The organism is Roseobacter sp. FCG-D35 (assembly GCF_033436665.1).
Taxonomy (GTDB): Bacteria; Pseudomonadota; Alphaproteobacteria; order Rhodobacterales; family Rhodobacteraceae; genus JAWQFO01.
The window spans coordinates 39793-61482 of the sequence record NZ_JAWQFO010000009.1 but is presented as its reverse complement, the minus strand read 5'-3'; the positions used below and the strand labels follow the sequence as shown (position 1 = coordinate 61482).

Below are 21690 nucleotides of genomic sequence, written 5' to 3'. Positions count from 1 at the left end.
TCACTCGACCTCGACGAACTGGACGTCGCCGGTCCCGCGGCGGACGCGAACGGTCCGGCGCTTCTCGGTCTCCGGGACGGGGGAGACTTCGCGCATCAGGTCCGCGAGGCGGACGCTTTCCAGCGGTTCGTCCACAGCACCTTCGAGCGTGCGCAGCGACAGGCTGAGCGTGCCCGCCTTCTGAGCCAGCGCCAGGCGCTGCCCCTCGCCGGGCGTGACCTCGACGGTGACCGTCCGCGCGATGGCGGTTTCGTCGGACTGTTCGTCCGAGCTCTGATCGACGCCCACGACCCGGATGTTCTGCAGGATGGTCACTGCGCGGATCTCGCTGTCGCGTCCCTGAGTAAGCAGAACGTCGACGTAGTCGCCAGGGGTCACGAAGCCGCCGACGGCGGTTTCCGCGTCGACCTTGATGGCCATCGCGCGGGTGTTCGCACCGAGCGTCTGGACGATGGTGACCTTCTCGCCGAACTCGGAAAGCTTCGTTGACAGAAGCAACTCGCCCTGCGCAAGACGCGCCTTGGCGCGACGCGGCTCGCCACCGGTCTGCCCCAGCACCTCCGCGCGATCGGTGAAGGCGCCCGGCGGCACGCTGCTGGCGGGCCATTCGATCGTGGTCAGCATGTGACCTTCGATTGCATGTCCGAAAGGAATGTCATGCGCGGCTGCGAGGACGCGCACGACCGAGGCGTTGGCATCCTGAACCTGCATGGCCTGAGCGGAGATGTAGTTGCGGACGGCGTACACCGACCCTCCGGCAACCGAGAGGCCTGCGATGGCCATGACGAATGATCCGAGGCGCATGGAAATTCCTTTCGATAAAATACTTGGGCCCGTGGGGACCGGGCGAACCCGCCATCCTGCGACTTTGCAGCCACCGGTTCTAAAGCTTCAGGATCAACTCGGACCCGGGGCCGGAACCTCGGCTGCGTAATCGGTGGACGGGTGGTCGCATTCGACCCGGCGACCGGCGCCGGGCCAGTACCGCGGGCGGACAGCGTCCACCCGCGGTAACGCGCGTCACTGCATGACGGCCTGGGCTTCACCCATCTGGGTGTTGACCTCGCCGCCCAGCGCCAGAAGGCCGCCAGTGCCGACAACAACCGCCAGAACAATGGCAACGCCGTATTCGACAAGGGTCGCACCCTCGTCGCTGTGGCGCAGGCGGATCCACGTGCTCAAAAACAGATCTTTCATGTGTATTCTCCTAGTCACTTAACAAATGCTCCGCGCTCCGCGGCAGCTGACCGGAACAACCCGGCAAGAACGAAACTACGCCTGGAAGATGCGCCCTCGCGTCACCGCAAACGGTCGGGTTTACATCTTAAAGATGCAAAACCAATCAGATTGCGGAAAAAATGTGGCGCAGGCAGGTCGATCCGGCCTCATTTCGGGCGTCAATGTGGCCATTCGCGTGGATCTGCCCGGACCGGCAGGCGCCATGGCAACCGATTCTGCAACCTCACGTAGGCGATCAACCGGGCGCACCAGTGAAAGCCATTAACCCCGGTTGCATTTTCCCGGCGAAAGCGGGGCGCCACAGTATTACCAAGATGCCGCTGCGTAATGCTTCGGTGTGGGGGCGACAGCTTTTGATGTCGCAAGTTGCGGCGCTGCATTTGTAAAACAGTGGGTCGTGTTATGACCAAACATCCTCGCGATCTCTCGGGCGCGCTGCTCGGGAAAGTCCTCAAACCGGTATCGAGTTTCGCCGCCTGCCTGCGCGGCAAGGACGCGCTCGAGATCGGTCTTCGTCATCTTGCAGGCGCGCTCGACGCCCGACACATCCTTCTCAGTCGCCTGCCGAAGGACACCGGCCGGGCCACCGTCGTGGCAAAGTCCTCGATCAGCGCAGGACCGCTGACCACGCTGACGAAGCCGTTCTGCGATCATCTTGCCGGCGTCGATCCCTGGCAGTTGCGGATCGGCGCCTGCGTCTTCGCCTCACAGCTCGACGGCCCCCGCGATCCGATGCTCGACAGGTGGTTTCACGCCAGCGGATGCCGCGACCTCTGCGTGATCCTGCTGGACGGCAACCGCCGCCAGCTGGACCGGCTCGAACTGCATTTCGACCATGTCGCGAGCCGCGCCGTGCTCGAGCTGTGCGGGCATCTCGCCGACGCGCTTCCGGGGTTCTATGACGGTCGCGCGCCGCAGATCATCGAAGATACCATCTCGCGCAACCGGAACCCCGGCCGTGTCGCCGTGCAGCGCACGCTCGGGCCGGTGCTGTCGGAATCCAATCCCTACGGGCTCACACGGTCCGAATTCCGGATGTGCCACTTCGTCAGCCGCGGCATCGCCTACAAGGCCTTGCCGGACCGGCTCGGCATCAGCCCGCACACCGTCCGCACGCATCTGCGCAACATCTATTCCAAGCTCGAGATCGGAGACTTCTACGAGCTGTCGCACCGGCTGGTGTCGATCGAGGAACGCTTGGCGCTCGAAAACCCGCGCGCGATGGTGTCGTGATGCCTGATGCCACGCTTCTGCCGCTCATCTTCGCCTGCCCGCTGATCCTTCTGGCGGCCTGGATCGACCTGCGCGAGATGCGCATACCCGACGGGCTTGTCGTCGCGGGTCTGGCGATCTTCGTGCTGACGGCGCCCTTCGTCGGCATCGAGGAGGCGCTCTGGCGTCTGGTCGCCGGGACGGTCGCCTTCGCGCTATGTTTCGTGCTCTTCGGGTTGCGTGTCTTCGGCGGCGGGGACGCCAAGTTCTTTCCGGTCTTGGTGCTTTACGTGCCACACGGAGAGCTTGCGGCCTTTCTCGCGGTGTTCGGGGTCAGCATGGCCGCCTGCATGATCGGCATCGTCGGATTGCGGCAGACCGCGTCCCTGCCCGAGGCGCGATGGAAGAGCATGCAGGACGACGGGCGCTTTCCGATGGGCACGGCCTTCGCCATGACCGCCGTCGTCTTCCTGCTCCTGCAACTCGCCCGCTGATCGGCGTCTGTCCGGGTCAAGGCAAGCGGCGCACCTCTCCGACGGCGATCTCGCGCCGCTCGCGCGCCGACGCGATGGCCGCGAAAGCCAGCGCGAGACTGTCGAGGTTGGCGCGCGCGCCGTTCAACGGCTCTCGATCTTCCTCGATGCTGCACAAAAGCTCGCCCATGGCACCGCGGAACCCGTCGTTGAACCACGTCCCCTCGAGCGACGGCCGCGCCCGGCCCTGGGCGGTGTCGAGCGTGACGGTCTGGCTGCCAAGGTCCGGGCCCGCGCTTCGCAGGCTGCCCGCCGTGCCGGAGATGTAGGTGGTGTCGCGCGGGCCGAACGATGCCGCGCCGTCGAAGACAAGCGAGGCCTGCCCGCCCTCCATACGCACCAGCGCCTCCGCCAGCAGCGGAGCCTTGGCGCCCTGCCCTGCCGCACGGACCGACATGGCGTAGACTGTTTCGATCTTGTTCCCGGCAAGCGAGGCCAGGAAATCGAACCAGTGGATCGCGAAATCGTAGAGGATCAGGTCGTCGATCTCGTCGAAGGGCGTGCCCCGGACCCAGCCGTGGTCCCAATGCACCGACACGTGGACCGAGATAAGCTCGCCGATCAGTCCGCGGCCCACAGCCTCGCGCATCCAGGCCATGTGCGGCGCCCAGCGTCCGTTCTGGTTCACCGCCAGCTTGACGCCGCGCTGTTGCGCAAGGTCGGCAAGCCGCGCGCCGGTATCGAGGTCGAGCACGAAGGGTTTCTGCGACAGGACATGCTTGCCGGCCTCGATCGCGGCTTCGATGATCGGGACCCGATCGGCGGGATGCGGCGTGATGTCCACAACGTCGATCTCGGTATCGGCCAGGATCCGATCTACGTCGTCGGTGACCATCGCGTCGGGAAAGAACTCGCGCGCGCGATCCTCGGCCTTGGACAGCGTGCGATTGCAGATCGCCGCCACCGTCCAGCCGGCCGCGCGGTAGGCGTCGAGATGCGCCCCGGCGATGCCGCCTGCCCCAATCAGGGCGATTCGCGGGCTGTAATCCCGCGGCATCGGGGGCCGGTAGGGCAGATCGGGGGCCGCGATTTCGGCCACCGCCCCGCTGCGCAGCGCATAGGTGTCGGCGTCGGGGGTTTCGGCGCTCATGGCAGCAACGCCAGAGTGCGTTTCTCCTGCGCCGATTGCGCGGCGGTGTCGACGATGCGCTGCGCGGTGAGGCAGAGCGCAGGGTCGAGGGGGCCGGACACCGGCTCGCCGCGCGCGATGCAGCCCAGCACGTACTCGATCGGATTGCGGCGGCCCTCGGACAGTGGCTCGGCCGCGACCTCGTGGGGCTCGGGGCGGTCGCGCGTCTGCACGGTAACGTGGTCGGCGTAGTCCCAGCTGGCGATCGTGCCGTCCGACCCGACGAAGACAAAGCCACAGCGCGGCTGCGGCTGGATCATCCAGGGATCGGTGAAGGTGCCCCAACGGGTTTCCATCTTCGACAGGCCGCGCTGGTAGCGGCAAACGGTGATCGAATGCTGGTCGACCTCGATGCCCGGGGTCTCGTCGATCACGCAGGTCACCTCGAGCGGCGCCTCGCCGTTCATGTACCACGTCCCCAGCGTGGCACCGTAGCCGAGATAGTCGAGCAGGCTACCGCCGCCCGCGGCCTTCTTGTACCACCAGGAGTCCGCTTTGCCGCGCTCGACCTCTTCGGGGGTCACCTCGACCTTGTCGGCGAGGTGATACAGCGGGCCGCGGTTGCCGTCGTAGAAATGCACCTCGATCAGGTCGCCGATGGTGCCGGCGTCGATCAGCCCCTTGGCGGTCACGTGGCTTTCGACCCATGCGAGCGGCCAGTTGATCGCCAGCAGCTTTCCGCTCCCCTCCATCGCCGCGATCATGCGCCTGGCCTCGGCGGCGGAGGCGGCGAAGGGTTTCTCCACGAAGACATGGCATCCGTAGGGCGCGAGACGCTCGGTGTAGTCACCGTGCTCGGCGGTGGCGGCACACAGGATCACCATGTCGGGCCTGGCCGTTTCCATGCAGGTCGCAAGGTCGGTGAAAACGCGATTCTGCGGGATGCCGAAGGTCTCGACGGCGCCTTTCATCCGCTCGGGGTCGGGATCGAAGATGCCGGCGATTTCCGCCTCGGGGTGGTCATGGACCAGACGCAGCAGGTCTCCCATATGCATGTGGTCGAAGCTGATTCCGGCGATGCGATAGCGGGTCACGGGCGGTCTCCCTTGGTCAGCCGTCCTCGGTCAGGCGGACATAGATGGCGGTCACGGCGAGGATGATCCCGCCGAAAAGGATGCGGCGCACGCCCTCGGGCATCTGCAGCAGCGTGAGCATGGTGCCGAGCACGGTCAAAATCAACGCGCCGACGATGGTGCCGGAATAGCCGCCACGCCCGCCGAAGATCGAGGTTCCGCCGATGACGGCGGCGGCGACCGAAGGCAGCATCAGCGGGTTCACCAGCGACAGCGACGGCGCCTTTATCAGCCCGACGTAGAGCAGACCGGTGATGCCCGCGATCAGCCCCGACAGGGCATAAAGGGCAAGGTAGACCTGCCAGGAGCGCACACCGGACAGGCGCGTGGCGTTCTCGTTGTCGCCGAGCGCATAGAGCAACCGCCCGAAGCCCATGCGGCGCTGCCCCCAGAGGATCAGTGCCGCGAAGGGCACGAAGAGCAGAAGCGCGTTGGGAAACCCCCAGGTGCGCCCCGTGCCGAGCCAGGCCAGCGCTTCGGGGATACTTGACCCGGTCGCGATCACGAAGCGTTGGTAGACCTGCAGGCAGCCCGTCGCGATCAGGCCTGTTCCGAGCGTCATGATCAGCGGATGCACGCGGCAGATCCCGACGCCGAAACCGTTGACGAGACCGATGGCGATGGCCGGCAACAAGGAGACGAGGATCGCGCCGGTGGGTCCGAGGATCGAGACCTGCGTCGCCATGACGAAAGCGCTGACCGTGGCCGCGACGCCTGCCGAAAGGTCGATACCGCCTGTCAGCATGGTCAGGGTCTGGCACGCCGCCAGCATGGCAAGCGGAATGGCGAACTTGACCGTGTTGGCGATCCAGCGTTCGTTGACGATACCAGGGCGCATAACCTCGAGCGCGCCCACGAGAACCGCCAGAAGCACGATCAGCGGCACGATCGGATAGGCCTGGAGGAAACGTCCGATCCGCTGCGTGGTGGTTAGGGTTTCGGCTTGCGCGTTCATCGTCGCCTCCGTGCCGCGAGGATACCGCCGAACATGACGACGACGACCATGATCGTGCCCTCGATGATCGTCGTGACGTTGGGATCGACCGAGAGCAGCGTCAGATCCATGCGCACGAGGCGCAGGATGAAGACCGCGATGATCGGACCCAGCAGCCCGCCGCGCCCGCCGCCGAGAACGACGCCGCCCAGCACCACCGCCGCGACACTTGCCAGCAGATAGGGTCCCGGGATCGGCTCACCGATGCCGGTGCTCATGGTCAGCGACAGGCCCCCCATCGCGGCCAGAACACCGGTACAGGCATAGGCCAGAACCTTCGTGCGCCCGACCGAGACACCGGAGCGGAAGGCGGCCATCGGGTCGCTTCCGATGGCGTAAAGCGACAGCCCGAGTTTCGAACGCCGCAGGGGCACCCAGATCAGCGCGACCGCGACGGCGAGCACGAGCACCGATTTCGGCAACCATGCGGTCAGCGTCTCGGGGATGCCGGGGATCGTGACACCGCCGACGATCGACTGCATGAGCCAGGGCGCCGCCGCACCCCCCGGCGCCTTCAGGATCAACAGGGCGACGCCTTCCCAGACAAAGAGCATGGCCAGCGTCACGACTATGTCCGGCACCCGTGTCAGTACGATCAGCAACCCGTTGATGGCCCCCATCACGCCGCCCAGCGCCAGGACGAAGATCACGATGGGAATGACGGCGGCATCGCTCGCGCCGTCCATCAGCAGCGCCGCCGTGACGCTGGCGACGGCCATCATCGAGGCGATGGAAAGATCGATCCCACCGGCAATCACCACGATGGCCTGTGCCGCCGTGGCGAAAGCGAACGGCAGCGCCGCCCGGCCCAGCGACTCGACGCCCGAGGCTCCGAAATTGGGCTGGATCAGCTTGGTCGCGACCAGCAGCAACGCGAAGATCGCCGCCAGCCCCAGGATCCAGCCGTTGCGGGACAGAAGTTTCACGCCGTCACCTTGCCTTGCGCCTGCGCCTCGCCCGCGGTCAGTCCGTAAGCCGCGCGCATCAGCGTCGCCTCGTCCGCGTCGGCGGCGTCGAGCATGTCGACCACGCGACCGTTGAAGATCACCACCACCCGGTCGCAGGCAAGCTGAACCTCCTCCAGTTCCGAGGTGTAGAACAGCACCAGCGCGCCGTTCGCGGCCAGTTCGCGCACAAGCGGGTAGATCTGGCGCTTGGTGCGGACGTCGATGCCGCGTGTCGGATCGAAGAGCAGCAGCGTTTCGACGCCGGTCGCCACCCAGCGCCCGATGGTGACCTTCTGCTGGTTGCCACCTGACAGCCGCCGCACCTGCCCTTGCGCCCGGGTGTCGATCTGCAGGCGCTCGATGGCCTCGGTCACCCGCGCCTCTTCGCGCCGGGCGTCGATGCGGCCCCAGTTCGCCGGTCGCGCCGAGAACGGCAGCGAGATGTTGTCCTGCACCGACTGCTGCATAAGCAACGCGTCGGCGCGGTTGCCCGGGACCAGCGTCAGCCCGGCCCGGATCGCGTCGGCCGGATGAGAAAAGCGCGCAGCCTCTCCGTCGACCTCGATACTGCCGGCTTCCGGCTGTCGGAAGCCTGCCAGCAGATCGAACAGTTCGTCCTGCCCCTGCCCTTCCAGCGCCACGATGCCCAGTACCTCGCCGGCATGGGCCTCGAAGGACACGTCCGGCAGCTTGGCACCCGCCGATAGGTTGCGCACCCTCAGGCGCGGCGTGCCGGTGTGCCGGGTGTCCGCCCGGCGTTCGGCGCGCGCGCCGGCGTCGAGCTTGGCGCCCAGCATCATCTCGACCACGCGCTGTTCCACGCCTTCCTCAATCGGAACCGAGCCCACCGTGCGACCGTCGCGCAGGACCGAGGCACGGTCGCACAGCTCGGCGATCTCTGCGAAACGGTGCGAGATGTAGATGACCCCGCGCCCGGCATCGGCCTGCCCGCGCACGACCTTCAGCACCTTTTCCACCAGGTCCGTCGGCAGGGCCGCGGTCATCTCGTCGAGCAACAGCACGTCGGGCTCGCCCGCCAGCGCCCGAGCAAGGTCCATGGTGCGCAGCGTCGCCAGCGGCAGGTCCCGGATCATCGCGTCGAGCCGCGTGTCGCCCAGCCCGAGCTCGCTCAGCCAGTGCCGGAAGGCATCGACCGGCGTGTCGCCGAGCGCGAGGTTGTCGGCGACGTCGAGGTCGGGGATGAGCGAAGGCTCCTGGTAGACCGGGATCAGCCCGCTCTTGCGCGCCTCGGCCGGGGAAGCGACGAAGTGGTCGCGGCCCCGGATCCGGACCGATCCGGTATCGGGCCTGAGCGCGCCGGTGAGAATCTTGACGAAGGTCGATTTGCCCGCGCCGTTCGCGCCCATGAGCGCCACGACCTCTCCGGCCCGCACCTCGAGCGACGCGTCCGTGAGCGCACGCACCGCGCCGTAACTTTTCGCCACCCCCTGCGCTTCGAGCAGGGGGGATGCACGCGCGTCGTCGGTCACGAAACGGTCTCTACCAAGCCAGTGCCGGCCCCCGTCACATCGGGGGCCGGCCACCGGTTACTCACCCGGGCCTTCGCAGGCGACTATTTCTTCCATCGTGTAGGTGGTCCAGCCGGGGATCGACACGCTGACCGGCCACTCGGGGTCGAGGTCGGGGTTCTGCGCCTCCTCGATCTTCGCGCGGCCCGCATCATCGGTGTTCGACCAGATCTCGGGATCGACGAGAACGGTCTTTTCCGCAGGTGCCTCGCCCTCGAGGATCTGCAGCGCAAGCGCCACGCCGGCACCGCCGACCGAGCCGGGGTTGGTCACCGCCGCACCTTCGAGCCCTTCGACCGAGGACAGCTGACCGACGAAACCGGCGTTGTCCGCGCCCACGATCGGCACCAGCGGCACGTCGGATTCGACGAAGGCGTCGACAATCACGTTATCGATGCCGCTGGTCCACACGCCGTCGAAGGGAATGCCGGTGGCGAGGTAGTCGAGGATCTGCTGCTTGCCCTGGTCCTGCTGCCAGCCGGTGAAGACCTCATGGGCCACGGTCACGTCCGGATATTCCTCGAGCGCGCGCTTGAAGCCCTTGTCGCGGTCATCATCTGCCGCTGCCCCCGCCGCGCCACGCATGTAGACCACGCTCCCAGAGCCGCCGATCTGCTCGAAAAGCCACTTGGCCCCGAGGTAGGCGTATTCCTCCTGGTTGTTCGAGAGCACGTAGGCCGAGGGTTCGGTCACAGCCTGGTCGACGGCGACCACGACGATACCCTTGTCGGTCGCTTCCTTGATCGCGGCGTTGATCCCTTCGGGGTTCGCCGGGTTGACGACGATGGCGTCGACGCCGGCCTCGATCAGGTTGCGGATATCCTCGAGCTGGCCCGCCGCGTCGGTGTTGCGATGCGCGATGTTGAGCGAGTCGACCTTGCCCGAGGACTTGGCCTGCGCCTTCATCGCGCAGATCATTTCCTCGCGCCAGCCGTTGCCCTGCACGGTGTTCGAAATGCCGATCGTGTAGGCCTCGGCCAGCCCGGCAAAGCCGATGGCCAGCGCCGAGGCCGCGACGGCGGTGCGGTAGATGCGTTTCATGGTGGTCCTCCCGTTTTTGTTAGCCTTGGTCGTTTTACTTCACGAAGGGCCGCAGCATGTCGCGGGCCAGCAGGAAGCCGCGTTTGATGTCGGCGTCCGACCCCTCGAATGCGCGGTCCTCGTGTTCGATGATCATCGGGCCATCGTAGCCCGCGCGGTAGAGCCCTGAAAAGATCTCGCTCCAGTCGACATCGCCCAGCCCCGGCATTCGCGGGATCTGCCAGCCCATACCGACCGACATGATGCCGTTCTCGTAAAGCCCATCGCGGTCGATCATCACGTCCTTGGCATGCGCATGCACGATGCGGCTGCCGAATTCCTTGATGAACCGGGTCTGGTCGATCATCTGCCAGACGAGATGCGAGGGGTCGTAGTTCATGCCCACGTCCTCGCCCCAGGTCTCGAAGATGCGCCGCCAGGTCCTGGGGCTGTAGGCGATGTTGTGCCCGCCCGGCCATTCGTCATGGCTGAAGATCATCGGGCAGTTCTCGAAGGCCAGCACGACCCCGTTGCCCCGCGCATGGGCTACGATGTCGGGGAAGATCGACGCGGCGCGCTCCCAGTTCTCGTCGAGGTTCAGCGTCCGGTCACCGCCCATGAAGGTGTTGACCACCGGCACCTTCAGCTTCGCCGCGGCTTCGATCACCCGCTTGAGATGGCCGATGACCTCGTCGCGGTGCGACGCGTCGGGATGCAGCGGATTGGGATAGTAGCCGAGACCCGAGATCGCGATACCCTTGTCCGACAGGGCCGAGGCGATCTCGTCGGCCTGCGCCTGCTCCAGCGCCGCCACGTCGATGTGCGAGGTCCCGGCATATCGCCGCGCCTCGCCGCCCGAGGCGGGCCAGCAGGCGATCTCGAGCGCTTCCATTCCGGCTTTGGCGGTCCAGTCCGCGACCGACATCAGGTCGGTGTCCGGGAACGGCGCGGTCAGAAGGCCAAGTTTCATGTCGTCACCTCATCAGATGTCGGTCCAGCGCTCGTCGCGGGCGCTCTTCAGCACGGCGTCGCAGAACAGCATCTCGAAATGCCCGTCCTCGAAGCCCGCATAGGTCGATGCCGGCTGGCGCCCACCGGCGGCAATGTCGCCGTAGACCTGCCGGAAGAACGCGAAGAAGCTGTCGGCGAAGCCCTCGACATGCCCCGGAGGCAGGCTCGCGGCAGTGGCCCCCGTGGAATTCATCAGCCCGAAGTCGCGGCTCAGGATCTGGTTCGGGGCGTCGCGGTGCCCGATCCAGAGCTGGTCCGGCGTCTCGGAGTGCCAGGCGGCCGAGGCCTTGGACCCGGCGATATCCCAGACCAGTTCGTTCTTGCGACCGACGTTCACCTGGCTTGTCGACATCACGCCCCGCGCGCCGTTCTCGTAGCGCAACAGGATTGTCGCCGCGTCGTCGGTCTTTATCGTCACCGTCTCGGTCTCGCCGTCGGCGGCGGCGAAGGTGGCGACCGGGCCCTTCGGCTTCTGCCGCTCCGGCAGGAAGGTCGCAAGATCGGCCAGCACGCTCACCGGCTTCTGTCCGATGATGAAGCTCGTGAGGTCCATCCAGTGCGTCCCGATGTCGCCCACCGAGCGCAGCGCGCCGCCTTCGTCGGCCTCGAGCCGCCAGTTCCAGTCGGTCGGTTTCGCCAGCCAGTCCTGGTGATAGTGACCGGTCACGAACCGGATGTCGCCGAGCTTTCCTTCGGCGGCCATCGCATGGGCATGTTGGTTGAGCGGGTAGAACCGAACGTTGTAACAGACCGCCGCGACCCTGCCGCTCTTGCGCGCGGCCTCGACCATCTCGGCCGATTGCGCCGCGGTCATCGCCAGCGGCTTTTCGCAGACGACGTGGCGCCCGGCGGCCAGCACCTGCATCACCTGCTCGAAATGGGCGTGGTTCGGTGACGTGACATGCACGACCTCGACCGCCGGGTCCGCGAGCAGGTCGTCCAGCGACGCGTAGGCCTTCGCGGCCCCCATCGCTGCGGCGCATTCGGCGCCGCGCTCGGGGCTGCTACCCAGAACGCCTTGGATGGCCACGCCCAGACGGCGCAGCGCCCAGCTGTGCACCGTGCCGATGAACCCGGTGCCGATGATGGCCGCGCCGGTCATGTCCGGTCATCCGGTGCGGTCAGGCTTTCGTCAGGCAATCGAGTATCCTCCGTCGATCGCGAGGCATGTCCCGGTGATGAACTTCGCCGCGTCCGAGGCGAGAAACAAGACCGGACCGGCGATATCCTCGGGCGCGCCCCAACGCCCAAGGGGTGTCCGCTTGTTGACCGCCGCCACGTGATCGGGGTCGGTGCGGCTGCGCGCGGACTGTTCGGTTACGATGAACCCCGGCGCGACGGCGTTCACGCGAATCCCGTCCTCGGCCCAGGCGATGGCGAGCGAGCGGGTAAGCTGGGCCACAGCAGCCTTGCTTGCGCCGTAGGCCGGGTTCTTCGGGCTGCCGAAGACGGCGTACATCGAGGCCACGTTGATGATCGCGCCTTCCCCAGCCTTCAGCGCGGTATGAAAAGCGGCTGCGGTCCGAAAGGTGCCGTGCAGGTTCACGTCGACCACCTTGGCGAAAAAGTCCGGGGCCATCTCCTCACCGCGCGCGGTGATCGCGGCGCAATTGACGAGGATGTCGAGGTGTTGGGTCCGGGCAGCGTACGCTTCGATCGCTGCGCCATCGCAGACGTCGAGCTGCACGTAACGAAACCGATCCCTGTCCGCTGCGACCGGGCTCTCCTCGACGCCGGTGATCGTCACCTCTGCGCCCGCAGCCCGGAACGCCCGGGCGATCGCCGCACCGATGCCGCCGCGGCTTGCGCCGACGACCAGAACCTCCGCGCCGGAAAAGTCGTGCGTGACCGACATTCCCCTTCCTCCCGAGGCTCAGGCTTGCAGGTTGCGAGCCGGCGCGCAACAGATTTTTCATTTTCTCAGAAATGAAACAGTTGCGCCGCGTCAGTCGACGTTACCCGGCCGACGGCCAAGGCTGACGATCAGTGACTGGCAAAGCACCAGCGCAGGCACCTGCGAACGGAAGTGTCCCAAGCGCGCCTCGGTCACGTAAAGCGTGCGCTTGGCGTACGGCACGACGGGGCTCAGTTCGTTGTCGGTGATCGCAAGCACTTGGCGCCCGCTTTCGCGGGCCAATCGCGCGATCTCGACCGTTTCGGGCGTGTAGTCGTCGAAGGTCAGCACCAGCAAGGCATCGCGTGGGCCGATGGCGGCGATCTGCTCGGCCCGCATCGCCCCAAGATTGTCGACGAGATAGGTGCGCTTGCCGATGTTGGCCAGCCCGTAGAACGCGTAGGCCCCGATCCCGAAGGCACCGCGCGCGGCGACCACGTGCACGGCCTCGGCGCGGTCGAGATCCTCCACGAACCCCGCGAGCCCGTCGCGGTCGAGCGTTTCCTCGATCCGGACCAGCGAATGCACGGCCGCTTCGACCAGTGTCTCGAAAACCCTGTCCGGCCGCTCCAGATCGTCCTCGCCGATCGCGCCGGGGCGGTCCACGGCTGTGATCCCGGAAAGCCGCTCGGAAAAACTGGGGCCAGGACCGACGACACGTTCGCGCACCACGGCCTGCAATTCGGGAAACCCGCTGAACCCGAGTTCCTTGGCGAAGCGCGTGAAAGTCGCCGGCGGCGCACCGGCCTGTTCGGCCAGCCGCGCGATGGTCTTGATTGCCACGTCCTCGGGGTGGTTGAGGCAGAACTGGGCCAGTTGGGCATGGCGACGGCTCAGCTTGCCGCGCCGTGCGACCAGGAGCGACACGAAGCTCTCGTAATCCATCCGCGGCGCGGTGGCTGCCCTGTCCTCGCGTCCGCCACTCATGCACCGACCACGCGTTGCTCGAGGTCGGCGATGACGCCCGTCATGGGCTCGGACGCGTCAGAGAGCAGGAAGAGCACGTGCCGCGCGGTCTCTTCCGGATTGAGAAGCCGCCCTAGGGGCAGGCGCGACACCACTTTCTCCGCCCAGTCCGCGCCGAGACCCAGGGTTTCCGACTGCATCACGTGCTCCGCCTCGGTCAGTGCCCAGCCGAGGTTGATCCCGTTGACGCGGATGCGGTCGCCGAGATGGGCGTTCGCCGCGTTCTTCGTCAACGTCAGCAATGCGCCCTTCGTGGCGGAATAGATCGCAAGCTCGGGCGAACCGCAGTGCGCGTTCATCGACAGGATGTTGACGATGCTGCCCGGCGCAGCGCGCCGCCGCATGTCCCTGATCGCCGCCTGCATCAGGAAGAACGGCGCCCGCGCATTCACCGCGAACAGGCGATCCCAGGTCCCTGCATCCCCATCGACCAACGCGGCACGCGTGGTCAGGCCCGCAGCGTTCACGAGGCCGTCGACCCGTCCGAAGGCCTGCACGGCGGCCCCGACGATCTCCGCCCCTGCCGAAGGTTCCGACAGGTCCGAGATATGCATCGAGACCGGTGCATCGTATCCGGCTAGTTCCTCGCCCAGGGCCTCGAGCCCCGCGCGATCGCGGTCGGTCGCTAGCACACCGCCGACCCCGGACTGGACGATCCGGCGGACCACGGCGCGACCGATTCCGCTGGCCGCACCGGTTACGACGACGATCTTCCCCGCCAGATCGACCTTCATGCCGAGTGGCCTTCGCGCTGCGTGCCGCCGGGCAGGTTCTCGCGGACGATGATCCTCGGCTCGATGTTCTTGAACGGCAGCAAAGGCGTGCTTGCGGCGATGGACCCGAGCAGTCGGATGACCGCCTGTTCTCCGACCATGCGCGCGTTCTGATCGATCACCGCGTCGATCCGGTCCTGCGCCAGCCAAGCAGCGGAACTTTCGGTCAGGTCGTGCATGACCACGAACGGACGCGCCCCCTCACCGCCTTCGTGCAATGCGCGGACGATACCTTCCCTGCCCGCGCCGATGCAATAGATGCCGCGCAAGGCCTCGGTCCGGTCCAGCAGCCGCGTCGTCATCCTGTAGGACCGGTCGCTGTTCTCCTCGGTCTCGATGGCCGGCAGGAGTTTGAACTCCGGATACCGCTGCGCCATCACCTCGCGGAACCCGGCTTCGCGCTCGCGGTGTCCGTGAAACGCGCCGCTGCCGAGAAAAACCGCCACGTCGCCGCGCAGATGCCCCGCCGCCATGCCCATCACCTGCGCAGCGGTGCGCCCGGCCGCGCGGTTGTCGACCCCGACATAGGCCGACCGCGGCGTGCCGGTCACATCCGAGGCCAATGTCACCACGCGCACCCCGGCATGGCACAGCGCGGTCACGGCGTCCCGCGTCCGCGGGTGATCGGTGGTGATGATGCCGACGCCGTCGGTCTGCAACGACACCTGGTCAAGCGCCGGCAGCAGCGCCTCGGGTCCGATCCCGTCGAGCGGGACGACGCGGCAGGTATCGACCAGCGGCAGCGTGGAGGCGAAATCGGTAATGCTGTCGATCACGTCGCGCATGAAGGCGTTTCGGTCGAAGGGGATGAAAAACTCCAGCCGGGCCGGTCGCGACGGCAGGATGACCATGCCTTCCGACGGCAGATATCCGAGATCACGCGCTGCCGAGAGCACGCGGTGGCGGTTCGCGGCGCTGACGCCGGCGCGCCCGTTCAGCGCCCGGTCGACCGTGGCAGTGGACACGCCGGCGGCTTCAGCGATGCCCTTGATCGTCGCGCGTCTCACGGCGGCGAGCCTCCCTCTCGGCGTACGGCTGATGTGATCTGATGTGATTTCCGGTTGAGGTCAAGCGCCCGACCCGGGATGCTTCGGTATCCGGGAGAGATCGGGCGGCATCGCCCGGCAGATATTCCGGGTGTGATCCGGGTGCTGGGGAGGGCGCGAAGATCAACGAGATCAGGGAAATCGAGGAAGATCGTACGCCGGACTATTCGCTGACCGGCGCATCGGCACGTCATGCGGTCGAGTCGGGTCTTGCAGCCGCCGACTGGTATCACACCGACGTGCCGCGCAAGACGATGAAGCGCCTGATGCAGCGCCGCGACGGTCCGGCCCTGCGCGACACGGCGCTCTGGGTGCTGCTGCATGTGTTGTTCGCGGCGGGCGGCATCTATTTCTGGGGGTCCTGGCTCGCCGTGCCCTTCTGGCTCGCCTACGGCGTGCTCTACGGATCGGCTTGCGATTCGCGCTGGCATGAATGCGGACATGGCACCGCGTTCCGGACGCGCTGGATGAACGATGTCGTCTATCACATCGCCTCTTTCCAGGTGATGCGGAACCCGGTCAACTGGCGCTGGAGCCACGCCCGGCACCACACCGACACGATCATCGTCGGGCGCGACGCCGAAATCGCCTGGATGCATCCGATCAAGCTGGCCACCAAGGCGCTGGCCTATGTCGGGGTCTACGAGGTCTGGATGTCGCTGAAGGTATTGTTCCGAAACGCGGCCGGCACCCTGTCGCCGGACGAAAAAGATTACATCCCGGAAAGCGAATGGCCCAAGGCGATCTTCTGGGCGCGCATCCACGTCGCCATCTACCTCGCCACCGTACTGGCAGGCCTCGGAATGCTGCTGGCCGGGATGGGCTGGAAGGCCACGATCCCGTTCCTGCTGATCGGCGGGCCGCGCGCCTACGGGTGCTGGCACATGGTGATGACGGGTCTTCTGCAGCACGGTGGCTTGGCCGAGGACGTGCTTGACCATCGGCTGAACAGCCGCACCGTCTACATGAACCCGGTCAGCCGCTGGATCTACTGGAACATGAACTACCACGTCGAACATCACATGTTCCCGATGGTGCCTTACTACGCGCTGCCCGAGTTGCACGAGACCATCAAGGACGACCTGCCACCGCCCGACAGGTCGATCTGGGAGGCCTACCGCGAGATGATGAAGGCCGTCATGCGGCAACGGCGCGAGCCGGGCTACTACCTCGTTCGGGAGCTGCCGCCGACCGCCCGCCCCTACCGCGACACGCTGCACAGCGCCGTTCCGGAACGACAGCCCGCATGACCCCAACGGAGGAATTGGATGCCCTGGATTGACGCCTGCGCCAGCGAGGACATCGAGGAAGAGGACGTGATCCGCTGGGATCACGACGGGCGCACGTTCGCGATCTACCACGGTGTCGACGGCAAGTTCTATTGCACCGACGGGCTCTGCACGCACGAGCAGGTGCATCTCGCCGACGGGCTGGTCATGGACAACGAGATCGAATGCCCCAAGCATAACGGGCTCTTCGACTATCGCACCGGCGCCGCCAAGCGCGCCCCTGTCTGCGTCGATCTCGCGACCTACCCGGCCCGCGAAGAGGATGGCCGCGTGCAGGTCCTGATCGAATGAGCGACCGCAAGCTGCCTACCGTCCACGACCTGCGCCAGCTCAAGGGCCAGCGGCAGTTGACCATGCTGCGCTACTTCACGCTCGATGAGGCGGAGGCGGCGGAAACCGCCGGTATCGACATCGCCTCGGTGCCGCCGGAACTGCTGTTCGACCCGGCCTACCGCGCGGTCGCGCCCTCGGTCTTCTCGATGACCGGCATGACCCATCTCGAGGCCGGAACGCCGGACGACTATTTGCGCTGGTGCGGCTCGGCCATCGAACGCGGCGCGGACGCGCTTTATTGCTCGGGGTCGCTGAAAACCGTCGAGTATCTCGCCCGCGAGCACATCCCCGTTGTCGGACACGTCGGGTTGGTGCCGGCCCGCGCGACCTGGACCGGGGGATTTCGCGCCGTCGGCAAGACCGCCGAGAACGCCTGGCGGCTTTTCGAGGAGGTCAAGGCCTACCAGGAGGCCGGGGCCTTCGCGGTCGAGATCGAGGTCGTCCCCGAGGAAGTCGCCACCGAGATCTCGGCCCGTGTCGACATCCTGCTGTGGTCGATGGGCGCCGGTCCGGGCTGCGATGCGCAGTATCTCTTCGCCGACGACATCCTCGGCTATACCGAGGGGCATATCCCGCGTCATGCCAAGACCTACCGCGATTTCCGAGGTGAATACGCGCGGCTGCAAGCCGAACGGGTCGCAGCCTTCGGCGAATTCGCCAGCGACGTGGCTTCCGGAGCCTTTCCTGAAGACCGCCACCTCGTTCGCATGCCGGCCGCCGAACTCGAAAGCTTTCGCGAGAAGCTTGCGGAATCATGACATAACAAGAGCACCAACCACCGGCGAACACTTCGCCGGGATCAACGGAGGAGGAGACCAACCATGATGAGACGGACATTCCTTGGGACAGCGGCGGCGCTGGCCCTCGCGGGCGGGACGGCATTCGCCCAGGACAGCAAGACCTTCTACTGGATCTCGCACGGCGGCCCGGCAGACCCTGTCTGGACCTACTTCCTGCAAGGGGCCGACGACTGGGCCGAGGACACCGGCCACACCGTCAACACCTCGTTCCACTCCGGCGACGTGCCAAGCCAGCAGGAGGCGGTGCGCGCAGCCATCGCGGCCGGGGCGGACGGCGTCTGTTCGACGAGCCCCGATCCGGGATCGATGGTCGACGTGGTCCAGGAAGCGCGCGACGCGGGCATCCCGATCGTCAACTTCAACACGCCGGACGATGCGCCGGACTGGAACGCCTACGTGGGCGGCGATCTTCTTTACGTCGGGCGCTCCTGGGCGCAGTATCTCGTCGACAATGGCCACGTGAAGGAAGGCGACTTCGTCTGGATGCCCGTCGAGGTGCCCGGTGCCTCATACGGTGTCGAGGAGGAAAAGGGTATCGCCGAGGTTTTCGAGCCGATGGGCATCACCTGGGAGGTAACCGACGCCACGCTCGACCAGGCCGAGGTGATCCAGCGCATGACCGACTACGTGACCGCCAACCGCGACCGCATCAGCGCGATGATCGGGCTCGGCGACATGGTCACCGGCTCGGTCAAGCGGGTCTGGGACCAGGCCGGCGTCGAGCCGGGCGAAATCCCGGTCGTGGGCTGGGGCAACTCGCTCGACACCACGCAAGAGGTGATGGACGGCTATGTCGAGGCCGCCATGTGGCAGGACCCGCAGGCGACGTCCTACATGTGCCTGTCGGCGCTGCTGATGGAGACCAGCAACATCCCGATCGGTTTCAACGTCATCACCGGCGCGCTCTACGAGGCCGACACCGCCCCGCTCTATCACGGGATCATGGGCGGCAACTGACCTGACTCGCGGCCCGCGGCGGACGCCGCCGCGGGTCTGTGCAACCGACTGACGGGACGCGATACATGACCGACACCAACACCGCGAGCGCCGAAAGCGCGTCGCCGCCCAAGAGCCCGGGTCTTGTGCGGCTGCTCATTGCCATGCCGGAATTCGGCCCCCTGGTTCTGCTGGTGGTAATGCTGGTGGTCTTCACCTCGATCAACCCGGCCTTCGTGTCGCTGACCAACATTTCCAACGCCCTGACCTTCACTGTCGAACTGGGCCTGATCGCGCTGGCCATGACGCTGCTGATGACATCGGGCGAATTCGACCTTTCGGTCGGCTCGGTTTTCGGCTTCACACCGGTCGTGATGTGGACGCTCTTCAACGCAGGCGCAATGCCGCTCTTTCCGGCCTTTCTCGTCGCGCTGCTCGTGGCGATGGCCATCGGCTGCTTCAGCGGGCTTTTCGTCACCCGGCTGGGCATCCCGTCCTTTCTCGTTACTCTGGGCATGCTGCTGATGGTGCGCGGCAGCGCGCTCTGGCTCACCAGCGGCTTTCCGCAGCGCACCTGGGACGCGGGCGAGCAATGGCTCGCCACGGTGCTCGTCGGTGACTTCTACATCGGCGGGCTGCGCATCTACATGAGCCTGATCTGGTTCATCCTGATCGCCATCGCCTTCCACTTCCTTCTCACCCGCACGCGTTTCGGCAACTGGATCCAGGCCACCGGGGGCAATGCCGGGGCCGCGCGCAACCGCGGGGTACCGATAAAGCGGGTGAAGCTGATCCTGTTCATGCTGACCTCTGCGATGGCCGGTCTGGCCGGGATCATCTCGTCGATCCGGGTCTCGGCGGCGAACCCGAATTCGGGCATGGGTTACGAACTCGAGGTCATCGCAATGGTCGTCATCGGCGGCACGGTGCTGACCGGCGGGCGCGGCACGATTATCGGCACTGTGCTCGGCGTGCTTATCCTGCGCCTGATGCGCAACGGCATCGTGCTGATCGGGGTGCCGGGGCTGGCTTACAACATCTTCATCGGCGCGATCATCCTCGGGATGATGGCGCTGCACGCCGCGCTCGAGAAGCGCCACAACGAGGGGGTCTGAGATGTCCGCCAGCGATACGCCTCTTGTCGAGATGCGCAACATCGAGAAGTTTTACGGCCGAATCCACGCGCTGAAGAACGTCAACCTCACGATTCCGCGCGGCGAGATCGTGGGCCTTCTGGGCGACAACGGCGCGGGTAAATCGACGCTGATCAAGGTCCTGTCGGGCGCCGTGCCCTACACCTCGGGCGAGATCCGGATCAATGGCCAGCCGCTGAACCTGCGCTCGACCAACGACGCAATCGATGCCGGGATCGAGACCATCTACCAGGACTCCGCACTCGTCCCGCAGCTTTCGATCGCGCGCAACCTGTTCCTCGGGCGCGAGTTGCGCAGCGGCCCGCGGTTTCTGGATCGGCTCGACCAGGAGCGGATGAACCAGGTGGCGGGCGAGCTGCTCAAACGCGTCGGCATCTCGAAGAACATCCCGCCGACCACGCCGATCGGGTCGCTGTCAGGCGGAGAGCGACAGGCTGTGGCCATCGCGCGGGCGATGTATTTCGACAGCGAGCTCATCATTCTCGACGAACCGACCAACAACCTCGGGGTCGCCGAGACCCAGGGCGTGTTGCGGTTCGTGCGCGACGCCCGCGACAGCGGCCATTCGTGCATCTTCATCGCCCACAACATCCACCACGTGTTCCAGGTCGTCGACCGGATGGTAGTGATGCGGCGCGGCGAGATCGTCGCCGACGACCTCAGCCCGAAGACATCGAGCATCCAGGACGTCGAGGACATCATCACCGGCGAGCACATCGCGGCATGATCGAGGTACAGGCCGAAGGGATCCGGTTCGGCTTCCGGCCGGATACCGGTCAGCTTGACGGGTTCACGGTGTCGGATGCAGGGCGAGAGATCACGCCGCTACACCGGGCCCCATGGGTCGGAACCGACGAGGTGATGCCCGAGGACGCCGCGCCTCTCATGGCGACGCTCGGCGGTGACTTCTTCTGCGCACCCTTCGCCGACAGCGAGGACGGATCACCCTTGCACGGCTGGCCGCCGAACACGCCTTGGACCGTGCGCGAGAATGGCCACGGGACCCTGACCGCGATCCTCGACCGCAAGGTTCACGGCGCGACCCTGACCAAGACGCTGCGGGTGCGCGACGGACACCCCTTCGTCTACCAGAGCCATGTCTTCGAGAACGGCACGGGGCGGGTCAGCGTGGCCAACCATGCCAATGTCTCCCTGAAGTCCGGCGGGCTGATCCGGACATCGGCGAAAAGCCACTGGGAAACGCCGCGGACGCCGCAGGAAAGCGATCCCGCCCGAGGCCGGTCCGCGCTGATCTGCCCAGAGAAATCCGACGATCCAACGATCTTTCCGGGCCTCGACGGCCCCGTCGACCTCACGCGCTACCCGTGGAATCCCCGGCACGAGGATTTCGTCATCGGGGTCGAGGCCGGCGGCCATGTGCTTGGCTGGACGGCAGTGACGCGCCCTGCAGAAGGAGATCTCTACCTCTCGCTGCGCAATGCGCGGCACCTGCCGATGACGATGCTGTGGCATTCCAACGGCGGGCGCGACTACGCCCCGTGGTCCGGCCGGCATTTCGGCTGTCTCGGGGTCGAGGAAGGGGCCGCGGATCACATGCTTGGCCTCTCGACCGAAGCGGATCTCTCCGGTCCCGGCGCGCTGTCGCTCGATGATGGACCCGCAACGGTCCGGCACATCATCGGTGCCATCGACTGGCCGGGCGGCGAGGCCGTTGCGACGATCGAGATCGACGGAGATGTGCTTGTCGTCACCGGGGAAGGCGGTGGCCGGCGCAGGGTCGCCGTCGATGCGGCGTTTATCGAAATCTCGGAGTGAAACGGTCGCGCTCGTCAGCCGTCGCGACCCGCCACG

23 protein-coding genes are annotated in these 21690 nt (G+C 66.4%); 9 read left to right on the top strand and 14 right to left on the bottom strand.

The annotated features are described in order from the left end of the window. Together cpaB and R5H30_RS18395 are read right to left on the bottom strand one after the other, a co-directional pair. Positions 1-804, bottom strand: coding sequence for a Flp pilus assembly protein CpaB (cpaB, locus tag R5H30_RS18400; protein ID WP_318330073.1), 804 nt, complete (start codon positions 802-804; stop codon positions 1-3). A 216-nt stretch (positions 805-1020) separates the two neighbouring features. After that, the gene (locus R5H30_RS18395; protein ID WP_318330072.1) at positions 1021-1197 is read right to left on the bottom strand and encodes a hypothetical protein; all 177 of its coding nucleotides are present in this window, start codon (positions 1195-1197) and stop codon (positions 1021-1023) included. Positions 1198-1641: 444 nt separating this feature from the next. Between R5H30_RS18395 and R5H30_RS18390 the strand changes: the two genes are divergently transcribed. Both R5H30_RS18390 and R5H30_RS18385 read left to right on the top strand, forming a co-directional pair. Further along, positions 1642-2472: a helix-turn-helix transcriptional regulator gene (locus R5H30_RS18390; RefSeq protein ID WP_318330071.1), complete on the top strand. Its 831-nt coding sequence runs from the start codon at positions 1642-1644 to the stop codon at positions 2470-2472. Then, a complete protein-coding gene (locus R5H30_RS18385) occupies positions 2472-2945 on the top strand; it encodes an A24 family peptidase (protein ID WP_318330070.1) in 474 nt (157 codons plus the stop codon). The genes R5H30_RS18390 and R5H30_RS18385 overlap by 1 nt, the downstream gene beginning before the upstream one ends. A 16-nt stretch (positions 2946-2961) precedes the next feature. On the opposite strand, the gene R5H30_RS18380 is transcribed toward R5H30_RS18385, so the two are convergent. From R5H30_RS18380 to R5H30_RS18325, 12 genes are all read right to left on the bottom strand, one after another. Then, complete coding sequence (locus tag R5H30_RS18380; RefSeq protein WP_318330069.1) at positions 2962-4074, bottom strand: Gfo/Idh/MocA family protein; 1113 nt, start codon at positions 4072-4074, stop codon at positions 2962-2964. Next, positions 4071-5147, bottom strand: a complete 1077-nt coding sequence (locus tag R5H30_RS18375) for a Gfo/Idh/MocA family protein (RefSeq protein ID WP_318330067.1) — start codon at positions 5145-5147, stop codon at positions 4071-4073. Before R5H30_RS18375 ends, R5H30_RS18380 begins: the two co-directional genes overlap by 4 nt. 16 nt (positions 5148-5163) lie before the next feature. After that, positions 5164-6141, bottom strand: a complete 978-nt coding sequence (locus R5H30_RS18370; protein ID WP_318330066.1) for an ABC transporter permease — start codon at positions 6139-6141, stop codon at positions 5164-5166. Continuing rightward, a complete protein-coding gene (locus R5H30_RS18365; protein ID WP_318330065.1) occupies positions 6138-7106 on the bottom strand; it encodes an ABC transporter permease in 969 nt (322 codons plus the stop codon). The genes R5H30_RS18370 and R5H30_RS18365 overlap by 4 nt, the downstream gene beginning before the upstream one ends. Next, positions 7103-8617 carry a sugar ABC transporter ATP-binding protein gene (locus R5H30_RS18360; protein WP_318330064.1) on the bottom strand — a complete coding sequence of 505 codons (1515 nt, stop codon included), beginning with the start codon at positions 8615-8617 and terminating at the stop codon, positions 7103-7105. Before R5H30_RS18360 ends, R5H30_RS18365 begins: the two co-directional genes overlap by 4 nt. A 57-nt stretch (positions 8618-8674) precedes the next feature. Further along, complete coding sequence (locus tag R5H30_RS18355) at positions 8675-9697, bottom strand: ABC transporter substrate-binding protein (RefSeq protein WP_318330063.1); 1023 nt, start codon at positions 9695-9697, stop codon at positions 8675-8677. A gap of 34 nt (positions 9698-9731) precedes the next feature. Continuing rightward, the gene (locus tag R5H30_RS18350; RefSeq protein WP_318330062.1) at positions 9732-10646 is read right to left on the bottom strand and encodes a sugar phosphate isomerase/epimerase family protein; all 915 of its coding nucleotides are present in this window, start codon (positions 10644-10646) and stop codon (positions 9732-9734) included. A gap of 12 nt (positions 10647-10658) precedes the next feature. Then, complete coding sequence (locus tag R5H30_RS18345) at positions 10659-11789, bottom strand: Gfo/Idh/MocA family protein (protein WP_318330061.1); 1131 nt, start codon at positions 11787-11789, stop codon at positions 10659-10661. Positions 11790-11819: 30 nt separating this feature from the next. Beyond that, positions 11820-12542 (bottom strand): SDR family NAD(P)-dependent oxidoreductase, encoded by a 723-nt coding sequence (locus R5H30_RS18340; protein ID WP_318330059.1) that lies wholly within the window; start codon positions 12540-12542, stop codon positions 11820-11822. A 90-nt stretch (positions 12543-12632) separates the two neighbouring features. Next, positions 12633-13508: a MurR/RpiR family transcriptional regulator gene (locus R5H30_RS18335; protein ID WP_318330058.1), complete on the bottom strand. Its 876-nt coding sequence runs from the start codon at positions 13506-13508 to the stop codon at positions 12633-12635. Further along, on the bottom strand, positions 13505-14281 hold the full coding sequence (locus tag R5H30_RS18330) for an SDR family oxidoreductase (RefSeq protein ID WP_318330057.1): 777 nt from the start codon (positions 14279-14281) through the stop codon (positions 13505-13507). The genes R5H30_RS18335 and R5H30_RS18330 overlap by 4 nt, the downstream gene beginning before the upstream one ends. Next, positions 14278-15327 carry a LacI family DNA-binding transcriptional regulator gene (locus R5H30_RS18325; protein ID WP_318330056.1) on the bottom strand — a complete coding sequence of 350 codons (1050 nt, stop codon included), beginning with the start codon at positions 15325-15327 and terminating at the stop codon, positions 14278-14280. Before R5H30_RS18325 ends, R5H30_RS18330 begins: the two co-directional genes overlap by 4 nt. Positions 15328-15605: 278 nt before the next feature. Between R5H30_RS18325 and R5H30_RS18320 the strand changes: the two genes are divergently transcribed. From R5H30_RS18320 to R5H30_RS18290, 7 genes are all read left to right on the top strand, one after another. Continuing rightward, positions 15606-16616 carry a fatty acid desaturase family protein gene (locus tag R5H30_RS18320; protein ID WP_318330055.1) on the top strand — a complete coding sequence of 337 codons (1011 nt, stop codon included), beginning with the start codon at positions 15606-15608 and terminating at the stop codon, positions 16614-16616. 18 nt (positions 16617-16634) lie between these two features. Then, a complete protein-coding gene (locus R5H30_RS18315) occupies positions 16635-16946 on the top strand; it encodes a MocE family 2Fe-2S type ferredoxin (protein WP_318330054.1) in 312 nt (103 codons plus the stop codon). Next, complete coding sequence (locus R5H30_RS18310) at positions 16943-17746, top strand: 3-methyl-2-oxobutanoate hydroxymethyltransferase (protein ID WP_318330053.1); 804 nt, start codon at positions 16943-16945, stop codon at positions 17744-17746. Before R5H30_RS18315 ends, R5H30_RS18310 begins: the two co-directional genes overlap by 4 nt. Before the next feature lie 66 nt (positions 17747-17812). Beyond that, entirely contained in the window at positions 17813-18745 is a 933-nt protein-coding gene (locus R5H30_RS18305; RefSeq protein ID WP_318330052.1) for a substrate-binding domain-containing protein, read from the top strand. Positions 18746-18810: 65 nt separating this feature from the next. Then, positions 18811-19839 (top strand): ABC transporter permease, encoded by a 1029-nt coding sequence (locus R5H30_RS18300; RefSeq protein ID WP_318330051.1) that lies wholly within the window; start codon positions 18811-18813, stop codon positions 19837-19839. Between the two features lies 1 nt (position 19840). Then, the gene (locus R5H30_RS18295) at positions 19841-20605 is read left to right on the top strand and encodes an ATP-binding cassette domain-containing protein (RefSeq protein WP_318330049.1); all 765 of its coding nucleotides are present in this window, start codon (positions 19841-19843) and stop codon (positions 20603-20605) included. Then, positions 20602-21654: a hypothetical protein gene (locus tag R5H30_RS18290; protein ID WP_318330048.1), complete on the top strand. Its 1053-nt coding sequence runs from the start codon at positions 20602-20604 to the stop codon at positions 21652-21654. The genes R5H30_RS18295 and R5H30_RS18290 overlap by 4 nt, the downstream gene beginning before the upstream one ends. Positions 21655-21690: the final 36 nt, after the last annotated feature.

Coding starts and splice junctions, on each gene's coding strand:
- R5H30_RS18330 (WP_318330057.1), bottom strand. CDS start 14,281: ATGAAGGTCGATCTGGCGGGGAAGATCGTCGTCGTAACCGGTGCGGCC.
- R5H30_RS18335 (WP_318330058.1), bottom strand. CDS start 13,508: ATGAGTGGCGGACGCGAGGACAGGGCAGCCACCGCGCCGCGGATGGAT.
- R5H30_RS18345 (WP_318330061.1), bottom strand. CDS start 11,789: ATGACCGGCGCGGCCATCATCGGCACCGGGTTCATCGGCACGGTGCAC.
- R5H30_RS18385 (WP_318330070.1), top strand. CDS start 2,472: ATGCCTGATGCCACGCTTCTGCCGCTCATCTTCGCCTGCCCGCTGATC.
- R5H30_RS18295 (WP_318330049.1), top strand. CDS start 19,841: ATGTCCGCCAGCGATACGCCTCTTGTCGAGATGCGCAACATCGAGAAG.
- R5H30_RS18350 (WP_318330062.1), bottom strand. CDS start 10,646: ATGAAACTTGGCCTTCTGACCGCGCCGTTCCCGGACACCGACCTGATG.
- R5H30_RS18305 (WP_318330052.1), top strand. CDS start 17,813: ATGAGACGGACATTCCTTGGGACAGCGGCGGCGCTGGCCCTCGCGGGC.
- R5H30_RS18310 (WP_318330053.1), top strand. CDS start 16,943: ATGAGCGACCGCAAGCTGCCTACCGTCCACGACCTGCGCCAGCTCAAG.
- R5H30_RS18390 (WP_318330071.1), top strand. CDS start 1,642: ATGACCAAACATCCTCGCGATCTCTCGGGCGCGCTGCTCGGGAAAGTC.
- R5H30_RS18300 (WP_318330051.1), top strand. CDS start 18,811: ATGACCGACACCAACACCGCGAGCGCCGAAAGCGCGTCGCCGCCCAAG.
- R5H30_RS18370 (WP_318330066.1), bottom strand. CDS start 6,141: ATGAACGCGCAAGCCGAAACCCTAACCACCACGCAGCGGATCGGACGT.
- R5H30_RS18355 (WP_318330063.1), bottom strand. CDS start 9,697: ATGAAACGCATCTACCGCACCGCCGTCGCGGCCTCGGCGCTGGCCATC.
- R5H30_RS18380 (WP_318330069.1), bottom strand. CDS start 4,074: ATGAGCGCCGAAACCCCCGACGCCGACACCTATGCGCTGCGCAGCGGG.
- R5H30_RS18340 (WP_318330059.1), bottom strand. CDS start 12,542: ATGTCGGTCACGCACGACTTTTCCGGCGCGGAGGTTCTGGTCGTCGGC.
- R5H30_RS18315 (WP_318330054.1), top strand. CDS start 16,635: ATGCCCTGGATTGACGCCTGCGCCAGCGAGGACATCGAGGAAGAGGAC.
- cpaB (WP_318330073.1), bottom strand. CDS start 804: ATGCGCCTCGGATCATTCGTCATGGCCATCGCAGGCCTCTCGGTTGCC.
- R5H30_RS18395 (WP_318330072.1), bottom strand. CDS start 1,197: ATGAAAGATCTGTTTTTGAGCACGTGGATCCGCCTGCGCCACAGCGAC.
- R5H30_RS18290 (WP_318330048.1), top strand. CDS start 20,602: ATGATCGAGGTACAGGCCGAAGGGATCCGGTTCGGCTTCCGGCCGGAT.